Here is a 22138-nt window from a genome sequence, read left to right as displayed (position 1 = left end):
AAAACCAATGAAATTGCGAGGAATTTTGAAATGAAAAAAGGTATTAACCGTGTTGTATTAGTAGGAACAGGAGCAGTTGGATGTAGTTATGCTTACTGCATGATTAACCAAGCCGTAGCTGAAGAATTTGTTTTAGTCGATGTAAATGAAGCAAAAGCTGAAGGGGAAGCAATGGATTTAAGTCATGCTGTTCCATTCGCCCCAGCTCCAACTAGAGTATGGAAAGGCAGCTACGAAGATTGTAAAGATGCTGACCTTGTAGTTATTACAGCTGGATTACCACAAAAGCCAGGCGAAACACGTTTAGATTTAGTTGAGAAAAACGCCAAAATCTTTAAACAAATCGTTCGCAGTATTATGGATAGCGGATTTGATGGCATCTTCTTAATCGCAACAAACCCTGTAGATATTTTAACTTATGTAACTTGGAAAGAATCTGGTTTACCGAAAGAACGTGTAATCGGTTCTGGTACAACGCTTGATTCTGCTCGTTTCCGCTATATGTTAGGTGAGTACTTCGATATTGGTCCACACAACATTCACGCTTATATTATCGGAGAACACGGCGATACTGAACTTCCAGTTTGGAGCCATGTTTCCGTTGGTATCCAAAAACTACAAACACTGCTTGAAAAAGACAACACGTATAATCAAGAAGATTTAGACAAAATTTTCATAAACGTCCGTGATGCAGCTTACCATATTATTGAGCGTAAAGGCGCAACTTATTATGGTATCGGTATGTCACTTCTACGTGTTACAAAAGCAATTTTAAACGACGAAAATAGTGTATTAACTGTATCAGCTTACTTAGAAGGTCAATACGGTCAAAAAGATGTTTATATCGGGGTACCTGCTGTTTTAAATCGCGGCGGTGTTCGTGAAATTTTAGAGGTTGAATTAAGTGAAGATGAAGAATTAAAATTCGACCACTCTGTTCAAGTATTGAAAGAAACAATGGCTCCGGTTCTTTAATTAAGATAAAAAGCAATCCAATTTATTTTGGATTGCTTTTTATCTTAATTATCTCCTATGACTTTTTAGTGATTTTCTATCATTTCTTATTTTTTAGTCGCATCCTCATTATTTATATCAAGTACATCTAATAAAAAGATAAAGATTGGTATCCCGATAATAAGCCCCCATATTCCGAGGAAATGCTCTGAGAAGATAAGAATCATAAATGTGTAGAATATTGGTAAATTTGTTTTTGCAGACATAAACTTCGGATTTAAAAAATAACTTTCAAGAGCATGGATTACTGTTATGAATACGAGTATGTATACTACGTACATAACTCCGCCTACGTTGTAAGCAATGATACAAAGTGGAAACAAAGAAATAATCACACCTGCAACAGGAATCAACCCTAGTAAGAAAATCATAACAGCTAATACAAGTAGCTGTGGAAATCCTAAAACGATTAATGCAATGACAGTAAGAATACAATTTACAACGGCAATTAAAAACTGAGCCTCAATTACTTTGCCGAACGATCTTGCAAATCTTTCACCAAAATATGCAATTTCCTCATAAAAGATTTTTAACTTACTATCTTTAAACTTAGATGTAAATGTAATAATACGCTCTTTTTCTAATAAGAAAAATAAGCTTAAAATTAGAGATAATAATATTTGTAAACTTACCTTCCCTATATTTGCTATCGATTGATAGATGACATCTACACCTTGTTCTATATATTTTGATACTTCCATCCCATTAATTGTCGAAAGTGCATATTTAACGATTTCATTATCAGGTGGATTTTGAAAAAATAGTTTAAACTGATAAATTAATTGTGAAATTTGTATCGTCAGCACAGGTAAATATTTATATAACGTTGTGCCTATAAAGGAAACCAATATTATATATAAACATGCAATAACAATTTTCCGGTTTACTTTCAATTTTCTTGAAATAAAACGTTGAAATCGATCCATTAAAAACGTCAGTATAAACGTAATTAATATTAAATTAATCATACTTTTTAATGCGTATAATACAAGCGCTACTATTATTAAAACGAGAAACCGTTGAAACCCTCTACTTCGAAAAAAACTCTTTACTTCATTCATTAAGAATTAACCTCCCCCTTCAATGGATGGAAATTGAATATATTACATTTTATGAACTCCTATAGACAATCTTTCTTACTAATTGAGAAGAATCCTTTTTTTCTTTTCATATTGTTAGATTCCAGTTATTTTTCATATAATCTTTTATAAACTAGGTAATTTTCTATTTTTAGACTGCTGTTCATACGCATATCCAATATTGAAAAGCTCTTTTTCACCAAACTGTTTCCCTACAAACACTACACCGATTGGTTCTCCATTTTTATCATATCCAGCAGGAACCGCTAATTCCGGATAACCAGCTACAGCTGATAGAAGAACTTCATCGTTATTAATCATAACTAGAGCATCCAAACCTTTTTCTACTAAATACCTATCTAGCTCTTTTCTTGCATTTTCTTGACTCGTTTGCACTACGTTTTCAAACTCTTCTTTCGTTATAACAGATTTTTCAGACCCTTCAATTAATGTTTGTCCGTATTTTATTCGTCTTTTACTATCCTTTTTATTAAACGCTATAATCTCTTCTAACGATTTTACCGGTACATTCTTTTGCTGTGAAAGATAGTCGTTTACATTATGCTTGAACTCATATTCTAATGTTTGCAAATTATCTACACCCTCAGCACTTAACTGGATATTATCAGTTAATATCGCACCTGCATCTTGAAGGTCTTTTCTAATTTTTTCTGCTACTGCTTTTCTATTTTCATCTTGTTGGTCTACAGAAAAAAGAAGCCCTATCTTTTTCCCTTTTAATCCATCTATCGATAAATCCTTTGTATAATCAATTCTTTCTTTATCTTTCATTTTTTCTGTCATAACATCTTTTTCGTCATAACCTATCATTGCATTAAATAATGTTGCTGCATCTTTTACCGTTCTTGCCATAGGTCCTGCTGTATCAAGAGTTTCAGCTAACGGAATAATTCCTGTTCTACTTACCATACCTAAAGATGGACGTAACCCAACTACTGATTGCTGCGCCGCGGGTGCAACAATCGATCCCGTCGTTTCTGTTCCAATTGCAAGCGGTGCAAAATCTGCTGCAACTACTGTAGCAGATCCTGAACTTGATCCTGAAGTATCGAATGTAATCGGACCGTACGGGTTTAAATTTTGTCCTTTCTTCCCGCTATACCCACTTGGCATTGTAAAAGATAAATAGTTCGCCCACTCAGACATATTCGCTTTTCCTAAAACAAATGCTCCTTCTTCTTTCAACTGCTTCACAATTGTTGCGTCTTGATCTGCAATCCAATCTTTTAATACATAAGTTCCTGCACTAGTCGGCATCACTTTTTCCGTCTGTACATTATCTTTTACAACGACAGGAATACCATATAAATTCGAATTTTTGTTTCTACCCCGCTCTTGATCTAACTTTCTTGCTTCTTCCATCGCATTAGGATTTATCTCTGTAACAGAATTTAATGTTATTCCATTTTGATCATGTTCTTGTATTCTAAAGAGATAAATACTCGTTAATTCTTCATATGACAACTTTCCATCATCAATCATTTTTTGAAGCTCATCTACAGTCGCATTTACGACTTCTTTTTCTTTTATCTTTACATTTTCTATATTGATTCCTTTAAGCTGATTATGTATCGGTTGTAGCACTCTTTCTTTATCATATACAATACGCTCAGGTTCCTTTGGAAAATAATTTTTATACACGTAATATCCACCAGCACACGCTAATAAGACAATGCCTCCAGTGATAGACAGCGTTACCTTTACCCATTTCTTCATGTTGCTTCCTCCACTCTATAAGATGCTTAGCTATACAAAAAAGAGAGTTACCTTTTACTTAACTCTCTCCAATCAAAATGCTAAATGAAAAAATGAAAGATTTCAATCTAATTACTTCTTTTTTTGCATTTGCTTTGCTAACATTTCTTTCACTTGATTATACGTTAACCCTGAATTTTTATTTAAACGCTTTACTTCCTCAACATCAGTACCTACCACTGTATATTTTTTCTCATCATTCATTTTTCTAATTCCCTTCTCACCGTATTATTTCTTATATTTCTTCCCTAAATACGCATAAATTAACACCACTACAAAAAAGGAAGCTGTTTTTAAGCACAGCTTCCTTCTCGTTACATATTGTATTTCTTAATAAAATTTCACTACATCTTCAGTAGGTAAGAACGTTCTTTCTGCTGGTTGTTCGTTTGGTTCACCAAATGGCATTTGACCTACTAAGCTCCACTCTGCCGGAATGTTCCAAGTTTCTTTCACTTCAGCATCTACGATTGGGTTGTAATGTTGTAATGACGCTCCAATTCCTTCAGCAGATAATAGCATCCACACAGTATGTTGTAACATCGCATTTCCTTGATGAGACCAGAATGGGAACTGATCTTTATATAATGGCGCATTTTCTTGCATTTTTTCTACAGTTGCTTGATCTTCAAAGAATAGAACTGTTCCTACACCTGCATGGAAGCCTTTTAGTCTTTCTACAGTCGCTTCAAAGTTTTCTGCTGGTACGCGGGCTCTTAGTGTTTCTTTAACGATATCCCAAAACTTTTCATGCTCTCCATCCATTAATACAACCATACGACCACTTTGCATATTGAAAGATGTTGGTGCGTGTAAAGCTGTTTTTAACACTTCTTCAATTCTTTCTTTCGTAATTGCATCGTTTTTTGCTACTTTACGAATTGAACGGCGGTTCACGATTGCTTCTTTTAAGTTTGTTGTAGTTGCTGACATTTTAATTCCTCCAAATGTTTGTTTTATAATTTATTTTGTTATTTCATAACAAGCGAATTAGCAATATCCATCCGTATTACATTGCATACCTTCAAATGAATTTGTTTTATCCTTTTCAATTTCTTTATCAATGACCCTTTCTAGTGTTTCTTTACTAGCAAGCCCTTGAATGACTTCATCTCCAATCATGACAGTTGGAACAGCCATAATATTCGCTTCATCATATGCGTGTTGAATTGCTTCTTGATGCTTTTCTTTATATTTACGAGTTACTAAAGCATCTTTAAATTCCGCCTCAGGAAGTCCTACTTCTACCGCTAATTTTGTTAACACATCAATATCTTCAATGTTTTGCTCTTCTTGGAAAAATGCTGTGAATACGCGGTGATGATACTCATTACCTAGTCCACGTTCTTTCGCAAATTGACATCCTTCGAAAGCTAAATGTGTATATGGATGTGGTGAAACACGTGGCAAGCGCATATCAATTCCTAACTTCTTCGCTGTCGGAAGAATGAAAGCATCCCATGAACCTAATTTTTCTGGTTCATTCCATGGATCTATTTTTGAATATGGACTTGGACGTAATTCAAATGGCATCCATTCAATCTCTACATCTTTCTCTTTCGCTACCTCATCTAATGGACCTTTTGCTAAAAAACAAAACGGACATATAAAATCTGAGTATACTTTCATTTTTACAGTCATAACTTTTACACCTTACCTTTATCGTTGTAATCAAATCAGTTACATTAATGACAAAAAAATATAAATATGATTTAAGCATTCATTTTTTCTTGCAAAGTTTCAAACAACTGCCCCATTGTAATATTTCTCAAAACTTCTTCCATCGCGGATTGTGCTTGAATTAAAATGATTTCTAACACCGCTTGAATATTCGCCCCAATTGGACAATCTGGATTCGGTTTCTCGTGAATATGAAATAGCTTGTCTTCTTCGACTACGTTCACTGCATGATACACATCTAACAATGTGATTTCATATAAATCCTTTAGTAATCCCGCGCCACCCGGTCCACGATTTACGTAAACAAAGCCAGCTTGTTTCAAGTACGACATGATTTTACGAATGACTACTGGATTTGTATTAACACTCTCAGCCATATAGTCTGAAGTACAATGTGAAGATGGATTGTTTTTCAAAATAGATAAAATATGAACAGCTATGGAAAAGCGGCTACTAATTTTCATCGTAATCACCACCTCGATGTAATCATTATAGTTACAACTAAAAAATAAGTCAATCCTTTTCATAGATTTTTTATAAGTAAATTAAAAAGTGTCCCATTATGATATATGAGACACCTCTTTTTATTCTGCAAATAGCGATTGAAATTCTTCAATAAATAGCTGCACAGCGATTGAAGAATCCTTTAATGAAGGAACAGCTAAAGCAATTTCTCTCCATACTTGTGGTTCCAATTCTCTCGTTTGCACATTTTTTGGTAAATTCGTTAAAGATAATTCAGCTAATATTGCAATGCCCAATCCTTCTTGAATCATATTTAAAGCTGTAGTAACTGTCGAAATTACATATTCAGCCCGAAGTGGTACGTTTGCTTGTTTAAACATATCAATAATGGGTGGTTCGTATCCACCCTTACATAATATGATCGGTTCATTCTCTAAATCACAAATTGTAAGAGCGTCCTTCTTACAGAGAGGATGATCCTCTCTTAAGATAGCAACCATTTTCCCCTTCGTTAATGGAACAATCTCCATATCTTTATTAGGCAAAATAACAATCCCTATATCAATAACCCTCGATACTAACCAATCTTCAACTTCTTTAATCGTCCCTTCACAAAGAACTACTTCTAAGTTCGGATACTTTTCCTTAAAAAGGTTTATCATTTTGGGTAAGAAATGTGCAGAAGCGCTCGGAAAACTCCCAATTCGAATCGTCCCAACTTCGTGTCCTTTCTCCATCGCAACTTCTTGTTCAATCTTCGCTACACCGTTCAAAATCTCTCTAATATGTACAAGAATCCTATTTCCTACATCCGTAACGAGTAGCCCTTTTCGTTTATCACGTATAAGAATAGTAACTCCTAACTCTGACTCAATACTTGAAATCGCATGACTAACAGCTGGCTGCGTCATATTTAACACCCTGGCAGCCTTCGTAAAACTACCTAAATCAACAGTTTTTATTAATACTTGCAGTTGTGTAATGGTCATAACTAATCACTTATACTCCTCATAAAAAAGATTCATTTTATTTATTACAGTCGATATCATATCATAGTGAAATGAATAACAACAAGGAGGTCTTTCAGTGACACAGCTTTCTCGAACTAAGACGGCCATCATCCTTACCTTTCTCGTTTTCATGTGGGGAATCAATTGGCCTTTATCAAAGTTTGCCCTGCATTATACACCACCTGTTTTATTTGCAGGCGTTCGAACTTTAATTGGAGGATTCATTTTACTTCTGTTCGCATTACCGAAATACAAAGAGTTACATTTAAAAGAAACGTGGCATTTATACGTTATTTCTTCCTTACTTAACATCATTATATTTTACGGATTACAAACTGTCGGCCTTCAATATATGCCTGCTGGGTTATTTTCCGCCATTGTATTTCTACAACCAGTTTTACTCGGTATTTTCTCGTGGATATGGCTTGAAGAATCAATGTACGGCTTGAAAATTTTCGGGCTTGTTCTCGGATTTATTGGTGTAGGCGTTATTAGCTCAAGCAGTTTAACAGGACATATTTCTGTTATTGGAATCCTTCTCGCGTTAGGATGCGCTATTGGCTGGGCACTTGGCACAGTATTCATTAAGAAGACTGGTCACCGTGTTAATGCCATTTGGATGGTAACACTTCAGCTTATTATTGGTGGTCTTTGCTTAATTGGATTTGGTACAGAGTTTGAAAGCTGGTCTAGTATCGCTTGGAGTATGCCATTTGTTAGCGTACTTCTCTTTATTTCATTCTTTGTTATTGCAATGGGGTGGCTTGCATACTTCACACTTGTTGGAGCTGGTGAAGCAAGTAAAGTTGGGGCTTATACATTCCTCATTCCACTAATAGCTATTATTGTAAGTTCAATTTTCTTACATGAGGCTATTACCATTAGCTTATTCATCGGACTATTATTTATTATTGTGAGTATTTGTTTTGTAAATATAAAACCGAAAACACTTGCTGTAAGGCAGCAAGTTGAATTGAAATAAACGTAAGAAAGAGCCTACTGTTTGTAGGCTCTTTCTTACGTCTTACTTTTTACGACGTACTACAAAAACACACGCACTTACCGACGATACTATCGCAAAAATAGATAAGACAATTGCTATCAATTGCATATTACTAGTACCTTCATTCTTTTCTACACTAGAAACTTCACCATGTTCTCCTGTTAATGACGTACCTTTTGCAATTGTAGTAAGTGAATGCGGTTTTTCAGCTTTTTCATCGCCTGTCCATTCAACAATTTCTTCATCTTTATATTGTTGATATGCGTCCCAAGCTATTTTTTGCTCTTTATCCGGATTTTTAGCGACGAAAGTAAATCGCTGGAACTGACCGGGTAAAATCCCTTCTCCTGTTGCTTCCCATACTACAGTTTTAACTTTTCCAGCTGTATCTTTTTGCTCCTCAACTTTCCATCCTGGCACTGGTTCATACTGCTGGAACTCTACTCCAGACGGTATTTTCAGTGTAACTTTTGTTGTTGCTACATTTTTTTCAACTGGTACTTTTATCGTATATGTCTCCCAAGAACCAACGTCAGAAGTTGCTGGTTTTACAGTGACGTGCGCACTAACAGGTAACGAAAACATTCCCATTGCAATAATTGTTGCGATCATTGTTGTTCCTAATTTTTTTATACGTTTCATTTTCTATTAGCTCCTTTTCATACATAGCTTCTTTTTATCTGCCACCGACAATAAATTTAAAATCTGTATCGAGACTATCAAGAGATTTTGTTAATCCACGAACATGTATATTCCAGTTTCCTGTCATATTAATATACATACCTTCTGTTTCATATTCTCCTGGTGAAACTACTGAAACTTTAAATGAACCTTTCCCCATGTTCATATCTAATGATTGAGTCGTCAATATCATTTGTTCCATATCAGTAACAGGCTGTCCCTTTTCGTCCTTTAGTGTAATATGGAATTTATTTTGTCCTACCTTATTCGGACTTACATTTAGCGTAAGTTCATATCCATTATCTAATTGCTTACTCTCTGTAAATGGTCCAGTAGGAGGCATCGGTGGTGTTTGTACGTTTGTCATAAAAGCTACGATTACGAAAATGATAATTCCAATGACAAACTCTACTTTCACCGTAGCTCCTAATCCTTGCTGCGCTCTTATTCTCCCTTTCACATAATGAATAATTCCCAATATCCCCATGAAAATAAATAATAGTATCTTTGCTAATAAAGCCAATCCATACTTCGTATCAAATAACGAGTGGATTGTTGGAATAAAAAATGTACTATTAAAAAGGCCTGTTATTAAAATCACAATGACAGCACCTGTTGCCCACGGTGAAAAACGCTTAATCATATCCCAATACATATGCCACTTATTATCCTCTTTACATAAAAGAAAAATAATAGATGATAAACCACCAACCCATAATGAAGCTGCTAATAAATGTAGAAAATCCATAACGACAGCAATGTCTTTAAACTTTAAACCGTATGCGTGACTATTAAAGGCCTTCATAACAAGTAGCCCTATAAACAATAGTATTGGAATACTCCATACTTTAAACGACGAAAACTTCTCATGCTTCACCGCAAAATACGTAACAATTATAAGCGTACTAATGAGAACCATTTGAGTAATCCATACATAACCAAAAACAGAAAGCTGTAATGTTTCTTTTAATAGTAAAGGATTGAATGCTTCTAGCCATGAAACATCAGCATTTATTTTCGCTTGCAGTGGTAGATTGAATAACAAGCTAATCAATATCCCAAATAAAGAGATCCATATTATGTTCTTACTCCTTGATCGAACCGAGGTTGCATTCCCTTTATACATAATAAGATTAAAGAAGAGAACTCCTAAAAATAGCGAGAAACTCGTATATAGAATCCCACGTTCCATAATCATATCGATTTGCGGGACATACCCCATCTCTTCCACTTGTACATCGTCTGTTCCCGCTTCCGCTAATCCAATACGGAATGGAATAACCCCTTGAATTGGATGCCCATCAGCTGAAATAGCTTTCCACTGAATAGAGTAGAGACCATTTTTGAGATTTTCTTTTAATCCGGCTTCTAATAGTTTTTTATTTTTTTTATCAATATGAGCATCTTTTAAATCGACTCTTTTACCTGATGTATCTCTCACATACAATGTATTAAAACGTGAAACTTGTATGTCCTCATCGAATTCAATTTTCACAACAGATGGTGCTCTCTTCAACGTTTCATTTTCCGTAGGGTTTGATTTCACAACATACGCATGAGCAGATGCACTTTTCGGTATCAATATGATAAGCACACACGCAAGTAATAACCATGTCCCTAATCTTCTCATTACTTTCACGCTCATTTCACTTCTTTCTTCCTCATCGCTCTATTTTCATTACTTTAACTTCCGAAGTTTGATTCTCCGGCGAAATATTAACCTGATTAAATATAAACTTCTAGAAAGTATAACTCTTTATTTCTCTTCCACCTTTAAACTTCTAATATGATAGTAACTATCACGATAGATACAACTTACAATTTTAAAGTAGATTGTTATTATATCATAAAATATATTAATGTAAGTTCTTGAAGAAGAAAAGTTATCGTGAATCATTTGTGAAGAAAATGTGAAATACATAAATAAAAAGGTGTTACGTAATAACGTAACACCTTTTTAAAAATACCCTTCTTCTATTTCTCTTCCGGATAATCACAATACTCGATAATCGTTCCTTCTGTATCCGCTGGGTTAAGATAAATTAACCTTCTACCGTGCTTATTAATGCGCAGTGTATGCTCTAACGTTCGAATTCCTTGTTCTTTCAATTCCTCTAAAGCTACATCTAAATCATCTACTCGATACGCAACATGATGTACACCTTTACCTTTTTGTTTTATAAATCGGGCAATTGGTGAAGTGGTGTTATTTGTCGGCGCAAGTAATTCAATTCTATCTCCATCCACTTCAAGAATGGCTACTTCGCTTTCTACACCTGGTGCCTCACTTACGTAACGATCTATTAATTCTCCTGATAGAACCTGTTCATAAAAACGTATGGTACTATCTATATCACGAACTGCGATTCCGATATGATCAATTGTTTTTTTCATTTTATTTCCCCTACTACTTTATTTTTTCTCATTATTAATAGTAACAAAAAAAGCTATAGAAACAAGTCTATAACTTTTTTTATTTAACCTATTTTCTTATCCGCTCTAGTTGCTGGTTGAACTTGGTTTTTCACTTTTAAAATGCTAATGCCATATCCGATAAATCCACCGATAATCGCTGGGAAGATCCAGCCTAATCCTACTTCCTGCATGGGAAGGAATTTAGTGAACACTTGGCTTACTACTTCAATGTTAACTCCAGCTGCACTTAATCCATCAAATAAGCTGATGATAAATGTTACGATTAAGCTTACTTGATAAACTTCAGCTCTTCCTTTAAATAATGAATGGAAGAATGTTAAGAAAATCAATACGATTGCTAGTGGATAAATTGCTGTTAATACTGGAACAGAAACTGCGATCAATTGTGTTAATCCTACGTTTGCAACAATTGCACTAAATACACATAGCGTAATTGCAATTGCTTTGTAAGGAACATTTGGGAATAACTTATGGAAGAATGAAGAACATGCTGATACAAGTCCCACACTAGTTGTTAAACAAGCTACTGTAATCATTAATCCTAATAATACTCCGCCATATGATCCGAAATAGTAGTTAGAAACTTTCGCTAATACTTCTCCGCCGTTCTCTAAATGTCCAAGCTTTGCAACACTTGAAGCACCCATATAAGAAAGTGCTGTATAGATAATTGCTAAAATAGATGCTGCAATAATTGTCGCTTTTGCACAAACGACCATAATTTGTGTTTTCGTTTTCGCACCTTTTTCTTTAATAGCATTGATAATGATAATCCCGAATACAAATGATGCTAGCGTATCCATCGTTAAGTATCCTTCTTGGAATCCTTTAAAGAATGCATGTGATGTATAAGCTTCCACTGGTGCTTGCATATCTCCAATCGGATGTATAAAAGCAACGATTACTAAAATACCGATGAAAGTCAACTTAATTGGCGTTAAGATTTTTCCAACAATATCGACAATTTTCGCGGGATTTAGCGAAAAAAAACAAGTGATACTAAAGAATATAATTGTGAAAAGAATTAAAGGTGTAGAACCTACTCCTTCTGGCATAAACGGCTTAAGACCAATTTCATAAGAAACATTTCCTGTTCTTGGTATTGCAAATAACGGACCAATCGCTAAGTATAAAACTGTTGTAAACACAATCCCAAACACTGGGTGAGCACGACTAGCTAACGACTGCAAATCATCTTTACCTGAAAAACCAAATGCTAGTACACCTAGTAATGGTAATCCAACACCAGTTACTAAAAATCCAGCGTTAGCAATCCATACATTCTCTCCAGCTGATTGACCAAGCATCGCTGGAAAAATTAAATTTCCCGCTCCAAAAAATAGTGCAAATAACATTAATCCAATAACTACTATGAACGAAAACGGTACTTTATTCGCCATAATATAACCCCCATTCAAGTTTCCTTATCTCATTTTCCAATTTTAACTAATTGAATTTTCTGAATATTTAATTTAAGTATCAACTATTCTTGAATTCATTATAGTTTGCTATATAATATTTTGCAATACTATTTTCGAACTTTTCTTTTATTTTATAAATATACATTTTTTAACATGAAAAATAGACTAAAAAACCAACATGGTCATCCATGTTGGTTTTTCCATTTACTATCATGAATTAAAATTTTGCTGCTACTTTTTTAACGTTTTCTAGACCTTCTTCAACAATTTGTTGTGAACGATCTGGATATTGATTGTGTCCTTCAATTACAACTGTCTCTGGATTTGTAATTCCCCAGAATCCAAGTACAGTTGTTACGTAATTAACTGCCATTTCCATAGGAGCCATTTGTTCTGAAGAGTAATCTGAACCACGAGCACCTAACACAACTACTTTCTTACCACCAACTAAACCTTCTGGGCCATTTGCTGTATATTTAAACGTTTTTCCAGCTTGAGATAAGTATGAAATATATGTGATTAATGGTGCTGGTACTGTAAAGTTCCATAATGGGAATGCAAATACAACCTTATCAGCTTCTAAAAACTGATTTAAATATTGATCTACTGTAGCAACTGCCTTCTCCTCTTCAGCTGTTAACTCCATACCTTGGCTACGTTTATATCCACCTGAAATCGCGATATTTCCGTAATAAGGAAGATCTAATGCAAATAAATCTAATTCCGTAATTTCTGTATTTGGATTTGCTTCTTTATAAGTACTTACAAATGTTTCATACATTTTTGAACTAACTGCTTGCTCCGCTGGACGATCGTTTGCTTTTACAAATAATACTTTTGACATTTTTTTATTCCCCTCTACATTCTTATTTTCTTCTTTTTTACCAAATAATGAGCTAAATAGTCCCATTTTCTTCACCTAATCTTTCTTTTCATATTCATTATTCATCATCATAAAAATTCTTATTCTAAGAAAAAGTTCCAATAGATACCTTAAGTTACGCCGTTGCAACTTTTTGTTATTTAATTACCTTATGTAAGTGATTGTAATATAGTCACTTACTTTAGTCAAGTAACTTTTAATAAAAAAATAAAATCTCGACTTAAAAATATTAAGCGAGATACAATTGAACACCAAATACATCTTTATTACTTGTATAATAAACTTAGAGAGGAAAATTCATATATAGAAAGGATTTATTCATGAGCACTATAGAAAAGATTCAAACTTTTATTATTCTTTTTGCTGTTACATGCGGCATCGTACTCGGACAATTTAATATGATACATACGTATTCAGACAAATTTATTGTCCCCTTCTTATTTTTCATGCTATATGGATTATTCCTCAGCATCCCATTAAAAGAAATAAAAAAAGGATTTCGCAATTTAAAATTTGCTGGAACAAGTCTTACTATTAACTTCTTATGGACACCTTTACTCGCTTGGGGGTTAGGGGCACTATTTCTTTCCGATCATCCAGCACTTTGGGTTGGATTTATAATGTTAATGGTTACTCCATGTACAGATTGGTACTTAATCTTTACTGAAATAGCGAAAGGTAATGTAGCACTTTCTACTGCAATTTTACCTGTAAATTTAATTTTGCAAGTTCTACTCCTTCCCATTTATTTATTTTTATTTGCTGGTGTCATGAAAACTGTAGCGGTTTCTGTTTTAGTAGAAAGTATTGTTATCGTAATCGTCTTACCATTTATACTTGCACACGCTACAAAATTCATTATGAATAAAATAAAAAAAGCTGAAACTCTCGAGAATAAACTCATTCCGTTTTTTAGCTCTGCTCAAATTGTATTTTTAAGTTTAGCAATAGTAGCGATGTTTGCATCACAAGGTAAATATTTACTACAAAATATGAATGTTGTTTTATTATTACTCGTTCCTGTTCTATTGTTCTTCATCATTAATTTTTTACTAGGACAATTTATCGGGCGCATGATGCATTTATCTTACAAAGATACAGTAAGTCTAAGCTTAACAACGTTAGCAAGAAACTCACCTGTTGCACTCGCTATCGCTGTGACCGCTTTTCCAGATGAGCCTCTTATCGCACTTGCACTCGTTATTGGACCATTGATTGAGTTACCAGTATTAGCTTGTGTGTCACAAGTTTTGTTGCTTATTAAGAAAAAACGGCAATACGCATAATAAAAAACGTCCCATTTTGGGACGTTTTTTATTATGGAAAGATTACATACAACACTTATTTCTTATTTATCATTACAAATGAAATTACCGAAACTACAAACATAATACTACCAATTATAAATCGATGGGCTCTAAAAATTTTATATGTTATAGAGAATTAACCTTTCGTTACATTAACAGATCCTTTCTAATTAAAAATGATAGGAAACGTAAATATAACGAAAGCTGCCCAAAGTCCGTAGATTGGCAAATACTTCGTAATGGCATCTTGGATAGCTGTCGGTCCTGATTTGTTTTGCAAGAAACGCATATAGGAAAACATAATCCAAATTAGATTTGCCCAGATCAGTATGTTTACACCTAAAACAGCTAGTCTATTAGGTGTAATCCCGTAAGAAGAAAGTCTGAATACTATGGCTGACAATGCGACAGTGTCAATAATAAGCGCCAGAACAATTAAGGAAAAATTTATATAATCTGAAATGTTCTTTTTCTCGTCCGAGTCACTCTCAACGATAGAAAATATAGTAACAGCCAATACACCAAGCAGTATTCCGTTGAATGCCATTAGGAAATTACGATCCAAGAACGGGTTTTTCCCGACCAAAATTATCGTTATAAGATAAATAAACAATGTGACTAGGACAAGCGGACTAAAGATTTTAGATATGTATGGTGTAATATTTTTAGCAAGCTTAAGATTCATTGATACTAAGTATGCAGCCACAATAGCGAGAGCCGCTGCTCCAAATAAAACAACATTACTAAAATAGAATTCTCCTATATCTAAGTCAACAAAGCTAAATAAACGCATGGTGAATATTGCTAGTATCATTCCGCTCACTGCCATGCTCCCGTAGAGAAGACAATATTCTAAATTAAATTTAATATAGGCTAATCTTGTACCGCCTTTTGAATATTCATTTCCTGTAAACGCAAGCCCTACTAAGACCCATAAAAATATAGGAAGATGTAAATAAGCAAGTATGGTACTGTCTTTATAATTTATTGGCAACGTATTAAGATACACCCCGGAAACTAGGAATAACGCTATAAGGGAATAAATAATACTTTTTTTCGGCTTATTATTGTAAACAAAATAACCAGCAATAAAGGGAATTACACCAAAAGCCAAGTTTATTGGAGCAATTGCTTCCTGCTCAACAAAGTGGAAAATGATCCTGGTGCTTATGCCGGCCAGAATAGCTAAAAGGCCCATGAATAAGAAACCTTTTTGAAACAAAGATGTTTTTTCTTTATTTACTTTCTCCTTGAAATGCAACCTTTCATACCAAGCAGCTAGAACCTGGGAATCAGGGTTTTGGTCCCATGCTTGTGAGAATGCTTTTTTAAAAGCTTTCGGATCTTTTCTATACATCTTCTCCAACTCATGGGGGTTATCCATATGTTTAACAATCAAATTGTTAATGTTCATAGTTATACCTCCTCTAATTTTAAAAATAAGGTTGTTACCTTTTAACAAAAGCACCTCACTCATTTATTATGATTTTAATATAAAATTTATCGTTTTACAATAAAATTTTATTATTTAAAGCATTTTTTTTATCGTTAAATTTCATTTCAAAGAAAAACAAAAGAGCATGACAATTTTATGTCATGCTCTTTTAACAAATTAATTCTCAAATACAAAATTAATCTTATTATCTTTCCACTCTAATTTCGCATCAAACGTTTTCTCGCCCTTTTTAAAGCCTTTAATTAAATCGGTCTTTTCACCTTTTAAGAGCTTTGTCATATTCTTTTGCGAAATTGTTTTACTTAATATCTTCTTTGAAATGGTGAAATCACATTGCGTTGTATTATAGTTAGAACAACCGTAAAACGTTGACTTATCAATTACATCGCCATCACATTTTTTACAGCTACCAACCTTTTTACCCGTTGTAAATTTCGATCCTTTTCGTTCAATCGATTCAACATGTAGTCCAGTGAAATCCCACTTCTCAGACATTTCCACTGCATCTTCAATAATTTTAGCTGATAGCTTTTTCGTTTGTTCCATAAAAGTTGCTGGTGATGCTGTACCTTCACCAATTTCCGCAAGACGTTGTTCCCATTTCGCAGTCATTTCCGGTGAAGCTAGTATTTTGTCACCAATTGCGGTAATTAATACTTTTCCTTTATCAGTCGCATACACTTGGTTTTTCTTTACATCTATATATTTACGGTCTTTCAACATCGTAATAATACCCGCGCGAGTCGCTTCCGTACCTAAACCTTCTGTTTTCTTCAATACCTTCTCTAGCTCTTCATTCTCTAAATACTTACCAGCTGTTTTCATTAACGTAATAAGTTGTCCTTCTGTATAACGCTTCGGTGGCTGTGTTTTTCCTTCTTTCACTTTCACCTTTACAACTTTTCCTTCTTCACCTTCAGCTACAATTGGAAGAATGGTTTCGTCATCTTTATCGTCTTGGAAAATAACTTTACGCCAACCTTCTTGAATTTGCTGTTTTCCTTTTGAAATGAATTCAGCGCGTTCATCTACAAGCGTAATGATTGTTGTATAGTCAAAGATTGCAACTTCATAATGAGCTGCAATGAGCCTTCTTACAATCATATCGTAAATTTTCTTTTCATCACCGGATAGTCTGCTTGGGTTTGTAACTTGCTCTGTCGGAATAATTGCGTAGTGATCTGTTACTTTCTTTTCATTCACATAACGCTTATTGTTCATAATGGATTCAATTGGTGCCGGTAATAAGCCTTTATATTCATCAAATTGACTTAACTTCTGTAAAATATCAGGGAATGTCGCTGCTTCTCCTTGTGTAACATAGTTAGAATCTGAACGTGGATAAGAAACAATCCCTTTTTGATAGAGTGCTTGCGTTATATCAAGCGTCTTTTTCGGTGAAAACTTAAAGGCTTTATTTGCCGTTGCTTGCAGTGATGATAAGTTGAATAAAAGCGGCGGCTGAAACTCTTTACGCTCCGTTTTCATTTCCTTCACAACAGCCGGTTTCCCTTGGCAAAATGCCGCAATTTTATTCGCCATATCAGGGTCTTTTAAGCGGGATTCATTATCCTTCTCCCATTTCCCGTCATATTTTTTTCCTTCTATATTAAAGGTTGCAAACACTTCCCAGAAAGGCTCTGACTTAAAGTTTTCAATTTCTTTCTCACGCTTTACAATCAATGCTAACGTTGGTGTTTGGACACGACCAGCAGAAAATACATCATTCATTCCTTTTTTCTTTAGCAAAATACTAAACACACGTGATGCATTCATACCAACAACCCAGTCAGCACAAGATCTTGTGTATGCTTCGTAATACGTATTAATTGTATCTGATTCATCAAGTAAATTTTTAAACCCTTGATAAATAGCTTGCTTCGTTAAAGACGAAATCCATAGACGCTTCATAGGCTTTTGCACATTACAAAGATTAATAATATTTCGTACGATTAGTTCCCCTTCACGCCCAGCATCGCCTGCGTGAATAATTTCTGTTACCTGTGGATTATGTAACAGCTGTTTCACAACGTTAAATTGCTTATACTTTGACTTTGTTACTTCAAATTGAAAACGCTCTGGAATCATCGGTAATGTATTAAGTGACCATTTTTTCCACTCTGCGTGATAATGCTCTGGATTACATAACTGCGTCAAATGACCAATTGCCCATGTACAGTACGCTCCATTTGGAAATAACTCATTTGCTTCTACTTCTAAATATCCATCTTTCCGGCGATATTTAAACTGTGAAACAAGAGCCAACCCTTGATCTGGTTTCTCGGCAATAATTAATTTCATTTTATAACTCCCTATCTGTATTCCAGTGTTACTTTCATTGTCTATATGTTTAGAAGCGATGATAAAACAACAATCTTATTTATCATTCGCGGTTTGTCTCGCAAATGTGAGACCTATAATATTATACGCTTATTCTTTATGGCTTCACAATAGAAACTCATAATATAACAATTTCTTTCACATGCTTACAATTAAAAAAGACGCCCTAAAAAATCAAGCGTTCCTTTGCTTACATCTATGAAATTGTGCAGATAATATGCAGATATAAATTATCATAAGTACACATATGATGAAATGAACGATAGGACAAGGAGGTATCATAATGTTTGCTTATACGTTAACTACCTTAACACTTTGCTGTACCTCAATTCTTATTGCATCCAATATTTCTAAACGTAAGGGTACCCTAATGGAGTATATGGTATTTATTATGTCTTTTAGTATGAGTATCGGTTTAAGTATTGGTTTTTATTTAGGCATTCTCTTTAAGGGGGAATTACTATATTCTACTTTACTTGCTATTTTAATTAGTGGTTTTATCGGTTTTTTAGTGGGTCTACGTTTTCACCTATATACTGCTTTAGAAGGAATGTTCTCTGGATTAATGGCAAGTATGATGGGAGCAATGATTACAGAAATGTTAAACGCTCAACAAGCTCATAGTATATTGTTCATTAGCCTTTTACTTACTATAACGATTACTATGTCCTGTGTGATTCAATTGTTATCGGAGAACTTTTCTACTTTTATCCAACAGCGTTTTTTGTTATTACTTTCAATTAGTGTAGTAATTATCGTTGCCGTATTCGCGACATTCCCAGATCATACTCCTGCACCTTCACCTGGGCATAATCAACATATACATTAGTACTTGCAACAAAAATGAATAAGCAGCTATCCATAGGATAACTGCTTCCTATTATTCTGGCTTATTAGGAATGTTTTGGTTTGGAACATAGTCAGATTTATAATCTGTATAGTTCACTTCCGTTACCATCCCTGCTGAAGCATGATGTAGGTCGTGACAGTGGAACATCCACTCACCGGGATTGTCTGCTACAAAGGCTACTTCATATTCTTCTCCTGGTTTTAAGTTCAATGTATCTTTTACAATTGGAGAACCTTCTATCGGTTTTCCATCTTTACTCAACACCTGGAAGAAGTGACCATGTAAATGCATTGGGTGATCATCCATTTTAGAACGATTTACCAATTTCACTTTTACTAAATCACCCTTTTTTACTTGAATTGGGTCAATATCCGGAAATACCTTTCCGTTAATTGTATATATCATTTCATTTTCATTCATTTGCGTATTTAAGTCCATATTATATGTAGCAGTATACTCTTGATTTAACGTGAAACTTCCTAATTTTTTAGTACCATATTTCATTATATCTACTTTCGGTAATTTTTCTTTTTCGTCTGCTTTATCTTTCATCTCTTTACTGCCATCATATTCAATAACAGCTTTCATTCCTTTTGCACCTTTATTTTTCGAATGGTCTTCAACATACCATTTCCCAGTTTTATTAGCAGTAAATTCAATATCATAACGTTCACCCGGTGCGATTGAAATTACTTTATCCTTTATAACTTTTGGATCGTTTATTGGTTGACCATCTGTCGCAATTACTTTTATATCATGACCGTGAACATGTATATCATGTGATAGATAACCAGCATTAACAAGTCGAAGACGAACTTTATCTCCCTTATTCACTTTCAATGGCACTACTAAATCACCGCTTTTTCCATTGATTGTGAATAAATCATACATACTCATATCATGACCTTCCATCTTCATATTTCCATGGTCCATTCCTACCATATTGCCAGAGTCTTTTTGATCACTGCCCATGTCCATACCAGAATGATCCATGCCGTTCTTATCATCATTCTTTTTCGTATTTTCATCACCTTTAGATTTATTACCTATTTGCCCTTTTGTCATTTCTTTTAACTGCTTTTTAATTTCTTCTTTATCTGTAACCCATTCATCCAACATTAATGTGTAATCTTTATCATATTTTTCCTTTGTATCTTCTACAATGAGCGCTCCATACAAACCTCTATCTAATTGATTTACAGAATCTTGATGCGAGTGATACCAGTACGTTCCTGGTACGTTCGCTTCAAATTCGTAAGTGAAACTTTTTCCTGGTTCAACTGCATCTTGTGTCACGCCTGGAATTCCATCCATGTTATTTGGGACAGGATATCCATGCCAATGAATAGATACTGGTGCAGATAATTCATTTTTTAATGTCACTTTCACCTTTTCACCTTTTTTCACCCGAATTTCTGGACCAGGAGATGAGCCATTAAATGTCCAGACTGGAACAATAACACCGTTACTTAATTTTTGCTTTTCTTCTTTCGCTATTAAAGTAACTTCTGGTCCTTTTTCAACCTTCAATGGTGTTGTAGCTGTTTCAGTCTGTAGTGTTTTTTTATCATTCATATTTTTATGATCATTTGTTGTATTTGTAGCCAAAGAACATGCAGCAATTAAAAATATTACAGAGACTGTAACGGCTGCCAATACAAATCGCTTCATGGACAATCCCTCCTTTTTCTTTTTCAAAATCATTATAGAAGTTGATTTTCAAGAAAATAAGGAGATGTAATTAGATCTTACGTAAGCTAATTGGAAAATTACTAAAAGTAGAGACATTATAAGAGACGAATATTTTAGTAATACAAAATGCTTTCCTTGTAGCGACTACATTAGCCGTTCTCGTATTTGTTTTGACGTTATTTCTTAAGAAACAATAACACTGCTATTATTAAATAAGAAAAATGTAGCTAAAATGCTCTTCACAAAAGAACTTAGATTTTTGTATAATAAGAACTAATGTTCCCCACAGACAATGGACTCAAATTACACAAATATATCAAATAGAAGAGGATTGATATACGATGAAAATTGATAGACCAAAAATTTCACCAGAGTTATCTTCAAAGAATTTTCAAGATATTTTTTATGAAGAAGATCCAACATTGGAAGTGTGTGAAATTATAGACTCCACTTTCGAAAATGAATCTGTAGATAGAGTGCGGTTATATGATGCGGTGATAAAAAACTGTAAGTTTACTAATACAGACTTTAGCAATATTGATATTACAGATGTTTGTTTTGAAAACTGTGATTTATCAAATGTTAATTTAAGCAATTCTTCTGTTCACAGAGTCGAATTTAAAAACAGTAAATTAATCGGAGTAAATTTCACAGGATCTAGCTTAGGAAATGTTAAATTTGAGAATTCAATTTTGAATTTAGCGGCATTTGGAAATTCTAAACTAGAAAAAATCATCTTCAATGAAACTTCATTAAATAATGCAGATTTTTTTGACTGTAAACTTAAAAAAGTTGAATTCCAATTATGTAGTCTTGATGAAGCTAATTTTGATCAGACATCACTGAAGGGGATAGATATTAGTTCTTCTACCTTTGATACACTTACAGTTTCAGTGAACGATTTAAGAGGATGTAAAGTATCGACATATCAAGCTGTTCAGTTTGCTACTTTATTAGGATTAATAATTAAAGATTAGTATTTCGAAGAAAAGAACCCTATCCCGAATCATGGATTTTTTAATTGTCCACGATTCGAGATAAAGTT

Annotated in this window: 20 protein-coding genes; 5 read left to right on the top strand and 15 right to left on the bottom strand. The window is 34.1% G+C overall.

The features are described from left to right. Positions 1 to 30 precede the first annotated feature (30 nt). Positions 31 to 975 carry an L-lactate dehydrogenase gene (locus N2V80_RS09315; RefSeq protein ID WP_000715321.1) on the top strand — a complete coding sequence of 315 codons (945 nt, stop codon included), beginning with the start codon at positions 31 to 33 and terminating at the stop codon, positions 973 to 975. 86 nt (positions 976 to 1061) lie between these two features. On the opposite strand, the gene N2V80_RS09310 is transcribed toward N2V80_RS09315, so the two are convergent. The 7 genes from N2V80_RS09310 to N2V80_RS09280 all read right to left on the bottom strand — a co-directional run bounded on the left by N2V80_RS09310 (position 1062) and on the right by N2V80_RS09280 (position 7003). Then, positions 1062 to 2075, bottom strand: coding sequence for an AI-2E family transporter (locus N2V80_RS09310; RefSeq protein ID WP_001006597.1), 1014 nt, complete (start codon positions 2073 to 2075; stop codon positions 1062 to 1064). Between the two features lie 144 nt (positions 2076 to 2219). Further along, positions 2220 to 3830, bottom strand: a complete 1611-nt coding sequence (locus tag N2V80_RS09305) for an amidase family protein (protein WP_000759469.1) — start codon at positions 3828 to 3830, stop codon at positions 2220 to 2222. A gap of 111 nt (positions 3831 to 3941) precedes the next feature. Next, the gene (locus N2V80_RS09300) at positions 3942 to 4073 is read right to left on the bottom strand and encodes a hypothetical protein (protein ID WP_000997344.1); all 132 of its coding nucleotides are present in this window, start codon (positions 4071 to 4073) and stop codon (positions 3942 to 3944) included. 126 nt (positions 4074 to 4199) lie between these two features. Beyond that, positions 4200 to 4802 (bottom strand): nitroreductase family protein, encoded by a 603-nt coding sequence (locus N2V80_RS09295; protein WP_001277011.1) that lies wholly within the window; start codon positions 4800 to 4802, stop codon positions 4200 to 4202. A gap of 57 nt (positions 4803 to 4859) precedes the next feature. Beyond that, complete coding sequence (locus N2V80_RS09290; protein ID WP_000216673.1) at positions 4860 to 5510, bottom strand: DsbA family oxidoreductase; 651 nt, start codon at positions 5508 to 5510, stop codon at positions 4860 to 4862. Positions 5511 to 5581: 71 nt separating this feature from the next. After that, positions 5582 to 6013, bottom strand: coding sequence for an Rrf2 family transcriptional regulator (locus N2V80_RS09285; RefSeq protein WP_000704063.1), 432 nt, complete (start codon positions 6011 to 6013; stop codon positions 5582 to 5584). A 120-nt stretch (positions 6014 to 6133) separates the two neighbouring features. Beyond that, on the bottom strand, positions 6134 to 7003 hold the full coding sequence (locus N2V80_RS09280) for a LysR family transcriptional regulator (protein ID WP_000156749.1): 870 nt from the start codon (positions 7001 to 7003) through the stop codon (positions 6134 to 6136). Positions 7004 to 7100: 97 nt separating this feature from the next. Between N2V80_RS09280 and N2V80_RS09275 the strand changes: the two genes are divergently transcribed. Beyond that, the gene (locus N2V80_RS09275) at positions 7101 to 8006 is read left to right on the top strand and encodes a DMT family transporter (RefSeq protein WP_061654540.1); all 906 of its coding nucleotides are present in this window, start codon (positions 7101 to 7103) and stop codon (positions 8004 to 8006) included. Positions 8007 to 8048: 42 nt separating this feature from the next. Here N2V80_RS09275 and N2V80_RS09270 read toward each other — a convergent pair whose 3' ends face one another. The 5 genes from N2V80_RS09270 to N2V80_RS09250 all read right to left on the bottom strand — a co-directional run bounded on the left by N2V80_RS09270 (position 8049) and on the right by N2V80_RS09250 (position 13475). Further along, the gene (locus tag N2V80_RS09270) at positions 8049 to 8669 is read right to left on the bottom strand and encodes a YcnI family copper-binding membrane protein (protein ID WP_000821400.1); all 621 of its coding nucleotides are present in this window, start codon (positions 8667 to 8669) and stop codon (positions 8049 to 8051) included. Between the two features lie 34 nt (positions 8670 to 8703). Continuing rightward, positions 8704 to 10353 carry a copper resistance CopC/CopD family protein gene (locus tag N2V80_RS09265; protein WP_000114328.1) on the bottom strand — a complete coding sequence of 550 codons (1650 nt, stop codon included), beginning with the start codon at positions 10351 to 10353 and terminating at the stop codon, positions 8704 to 8706. A 329-nt stretch (positions 10354 to 10682) separates the two neighbouring features. Continuing rightward, positions 10683 to 11102 (bottom strand): VOC family protein, encoded by a 420-nt coding sequence (locus N2V80_RS09260; protein WP_000750855.1) that lies wholly within the window; start codon positions 11100 to 11102, stop codon positions 10683 to 10685. 83 nt (positions 11103 to 11185) lie between these two features. Next, positions 11186 to 12544 carry a branched-chain amino acid transport system II carrier protein gene (brnQ, locus tag N2V80_RS09255; RefSeq protein ID WP_001284783.1) on the bottom strand — a complete coding sequence of 453 codons (1359 nt, stop codon included), beginning with the start codon at positions 12542 to 12544 and terminating at the stop codon, positions 11186 to 11188. 238 nt (positions 12545 to 12782) lie between these two features. Further along, on the bottom strand, positions 12783 to 13475 hold the full coding sequence (locus N2V80_RS09250) for an FMN-dependent NADH-azoreductase (protein ID WP_000522502.1): 693 nt from the start codon (positions 13473 to 13475) through the stop codon (positions 12783 to 12785). Between the two features lie 293 nt (positions 13476 to 13768). Between N2V80_RS09250 and N2V80_RS09245 the strand changes: the two genes are divergently transcribed. Then, positions 13769 to 14734, top strand: a complete 966-nt coding sequence (locus tag N2V80_RS09245) for an arsenic resistance protein (RefSeq protein WP_000103804.1) — start codon at positions 13769 to 13771, stop codon at positions 14732 to 14734. 187 nt (positions 14735 to 14921) lie between these two features. Here the strand turns inward: N2V80_RS09245 and N2V80_RS09240 are convergent, their stop codons facing one another. Then, a complete protein-coding gene (locus N2V80_RS09240) occupies positions 14922 to 16169 on the bottom strand; it encodes a DUF4153 domain-containing protein (protein WP_001024713.1) in 1248 nt (415 codons plus the stop codon). 198 nt (positions 16170 to 16367) lie between these two features. Next, entirely contained in the window at positions 16368 to 18512 is a 2145-nt protein-coding gene (gene topB / locus N2V80_RS09235; protein ID WP_000766764.1) for a DNA topoisomerase III, read from the bottom strand. Positions 18513 to 18834: 322 nt separating this feature from the next. Here topB and N2V80_RS09230 point away from each other — a divergent pair, with 322 nt between their 5' ends. Continuing rightward, on the top strand, positions 18835 to 19380 hold the full coding sequence (locus N2V80_RS09230; RefSeq protein ID WP_000458531.1) for a hypothetical protein: 546 nt from the start codon (positions 18835 to 18837) through the stop codon (positions 19378 to 19380). Between the two features lie 51 nt (positions 19381 to 19431). On the opposite strand, the gene N2V80_RS09225 is transcribed toward N2V80_RS09230, so the two are convergent. After that, the gene (locus N2V80_RS09225; RefSeq protein ID WP_061654541.1) at positions 19432 to 21072 is read right to left on the bottom strand and encodes a multicopper oxidase family protein; all 1641 of its coding nucleotides are present in this window, start codon (positions 21070 to 21072) and stop codon (positions 19432 to 19434) included. A gap of 362 nt (positions 21073 to 21434) precedes the next feature. On the opposite strand from N2V80_RS09225, the gene N2V80_RS09220 reads away from it, so the two are divergent. Then, the gene (locus N2V80_RS09220) at positions 21435 to 22070 is read left to right on the top strand and encodes a pentapeptide repeat-containing protein (RefSeq protein ID WP_000687273.1); all 636 of its coding nucleotides are present in this window, start codon (positions 21435 to 21437) and stop codon (positions 22068 to 22070) included. Positions 22071 to 22138: the final 68 nt, after the last annotated feature.

This window comes from Bacillus sp. FSL W8-0640, assembly GCF_038007725.1.
GTDB lineage: Bacteria > Bacillota > Bacilli > Bacillales > Bacillaceae_G > Bacillus_A > Bacillus_A cereus.
The sequence above is the reverse complement of the archived record's forward strand: the minus strand, read 5'-3'. Positions and strand labels throughout refer to the sequence as shown.

Excerpts from the sequence above, each read along its gene's own strand:
- N2V80_RS09315 (WP_000715321.1), top strand. The coding sequence starts at position 31 with ATGAAAAAAGGTATTAACCGTGTTGTATTAGTAGGAACAGGAGCAGTT.
- N2V80_RS09310 (WP_001006597.1), bottom strand. The coding sequence starts at position 2,075 with ATGAATGAAGTAAAGAGTTTTTTTCGAAGTAGAGGGTTTCAACGGTTT.
- N2V80_RS09305 (WP_000759469.1), bottom strand. The coding sequence starts at position 3,830 with ATGAAGAAATGGGTAAAGGTAACGCTGTCTATCACTGGAGGCATTGTC.
- N2V80_RS09300 (WP_000997344.1), bottom strand. The coding sequence starts at position 4,073 with ATGAATGATGAGAAAAAATATACAGTGGTAGGTACTGATGTTGAGGAA.
- N2V80_RS09295 (WP_001277011.1), bottom strand. The coding sequence starts at position 4,802 with ATGTCAGCAACTACAACAAACTTAAAAGAAGCAATCGTGAACCGCCGT.
- N2V80_RS09290 (WP_000216673.1), bottom strand. The coding sequence starts at position 5,510 with ATGACTGTAAAAATGAAAGTATACTCAGATTTTATATGTCCGTTTTGT.
- N2V80_RS09285 (WP_000704063.1), bottom strand. The coding sequence starts at position 6,013 with ATGAAAATTAGTAGCCGCTTTTCCATAGCTGTTCATATTTTATCTATT.
- N2V80_RS09280 (WP_000156749.1), bottom strand. The coding sequence starts at position 7,003 with ATGACCATTACACAACTGCAAGTATTAATAAAAACTGTTGATTTAGGT.
- N2V80_RS09270 (WP_000821400.1), bottom strand. The coding sequence starts at position 8,669 with ATGAAACGTATAAAAAAATTAGGAACAACAATGATCGCAACAATTATT.
- N2V80_RS09265 (WP_000114328.1), bottom strand. The coding sequence starts at position 10,353 with ATGAGCGTGAAAGTAATGAGAAGATTAGGGACATGGTTATTACTTGCG.
- N2V80_RS09260 (WP_000750855.1), bottom strand. The coding sequence starts at position 11,102 with ATGAAAAAAACAATTGATCATATCGGAATCGCAGTTCGTGATATAGAT.
- brnQ (WP_001284783.1), bottom strand. The coding sequence starts at position 12,544 with ATGGCGAATAAAGTACCGTTTTCGTTCATAGTAGTTATTGGATTAATG.
- N2V80_RS09250 (WP_000522502.1), bottom strand. The coding sequence starts at position 13,475 with ATGGGACTATTTAGCTCATTATTTGGTAAAAAAGAAGAAAATAAGAAT.
- N2V80_RS09245 (WP_000103804.1), top strand. The coding sequence starts at position 13,769 with ATGAGCACTATAGAAAAGATTCAAACTTTTATTATTCTTTTTGCTGTT.
- N2V80_RS09240 (WP_001024713.1), bottom strand. The coding sequence starts at position 16,169 with ATGAACATTAACAATTTGATTGTTAAACATATGGATAACCCCCATGAG.
- topB (WP_000766764.1), bottom strand. The coding sequence starts at position 18,512 with ATGAAATTAATTATTGCCGAGAAACCAGATCAAGGGTTGGCTCTTGTT.
- N2V80_RS09230 (WP_000458531.1), top strand. The coding sequence starts at position 18,835 with ATGTTTGCTTATACGTTAACTACCTTAACACTTTGCTGTACCTCAATT.
- N2V80_RS09225 (WP_061654541.1), bottom strand. The coding sequence starts at position 21,072 with ATGAAGCGATTTGTATTGGCAGCCGTTACAGTCTCTGTAATATTTTTA.
- N2V80_RS09220 (WP_000687273.1), top strand. The coding sequence starts at position 21,435 with ATGAAAATTGATAGACCAAAAATTTCACCAGAGTTATCTTCAAAGAAT.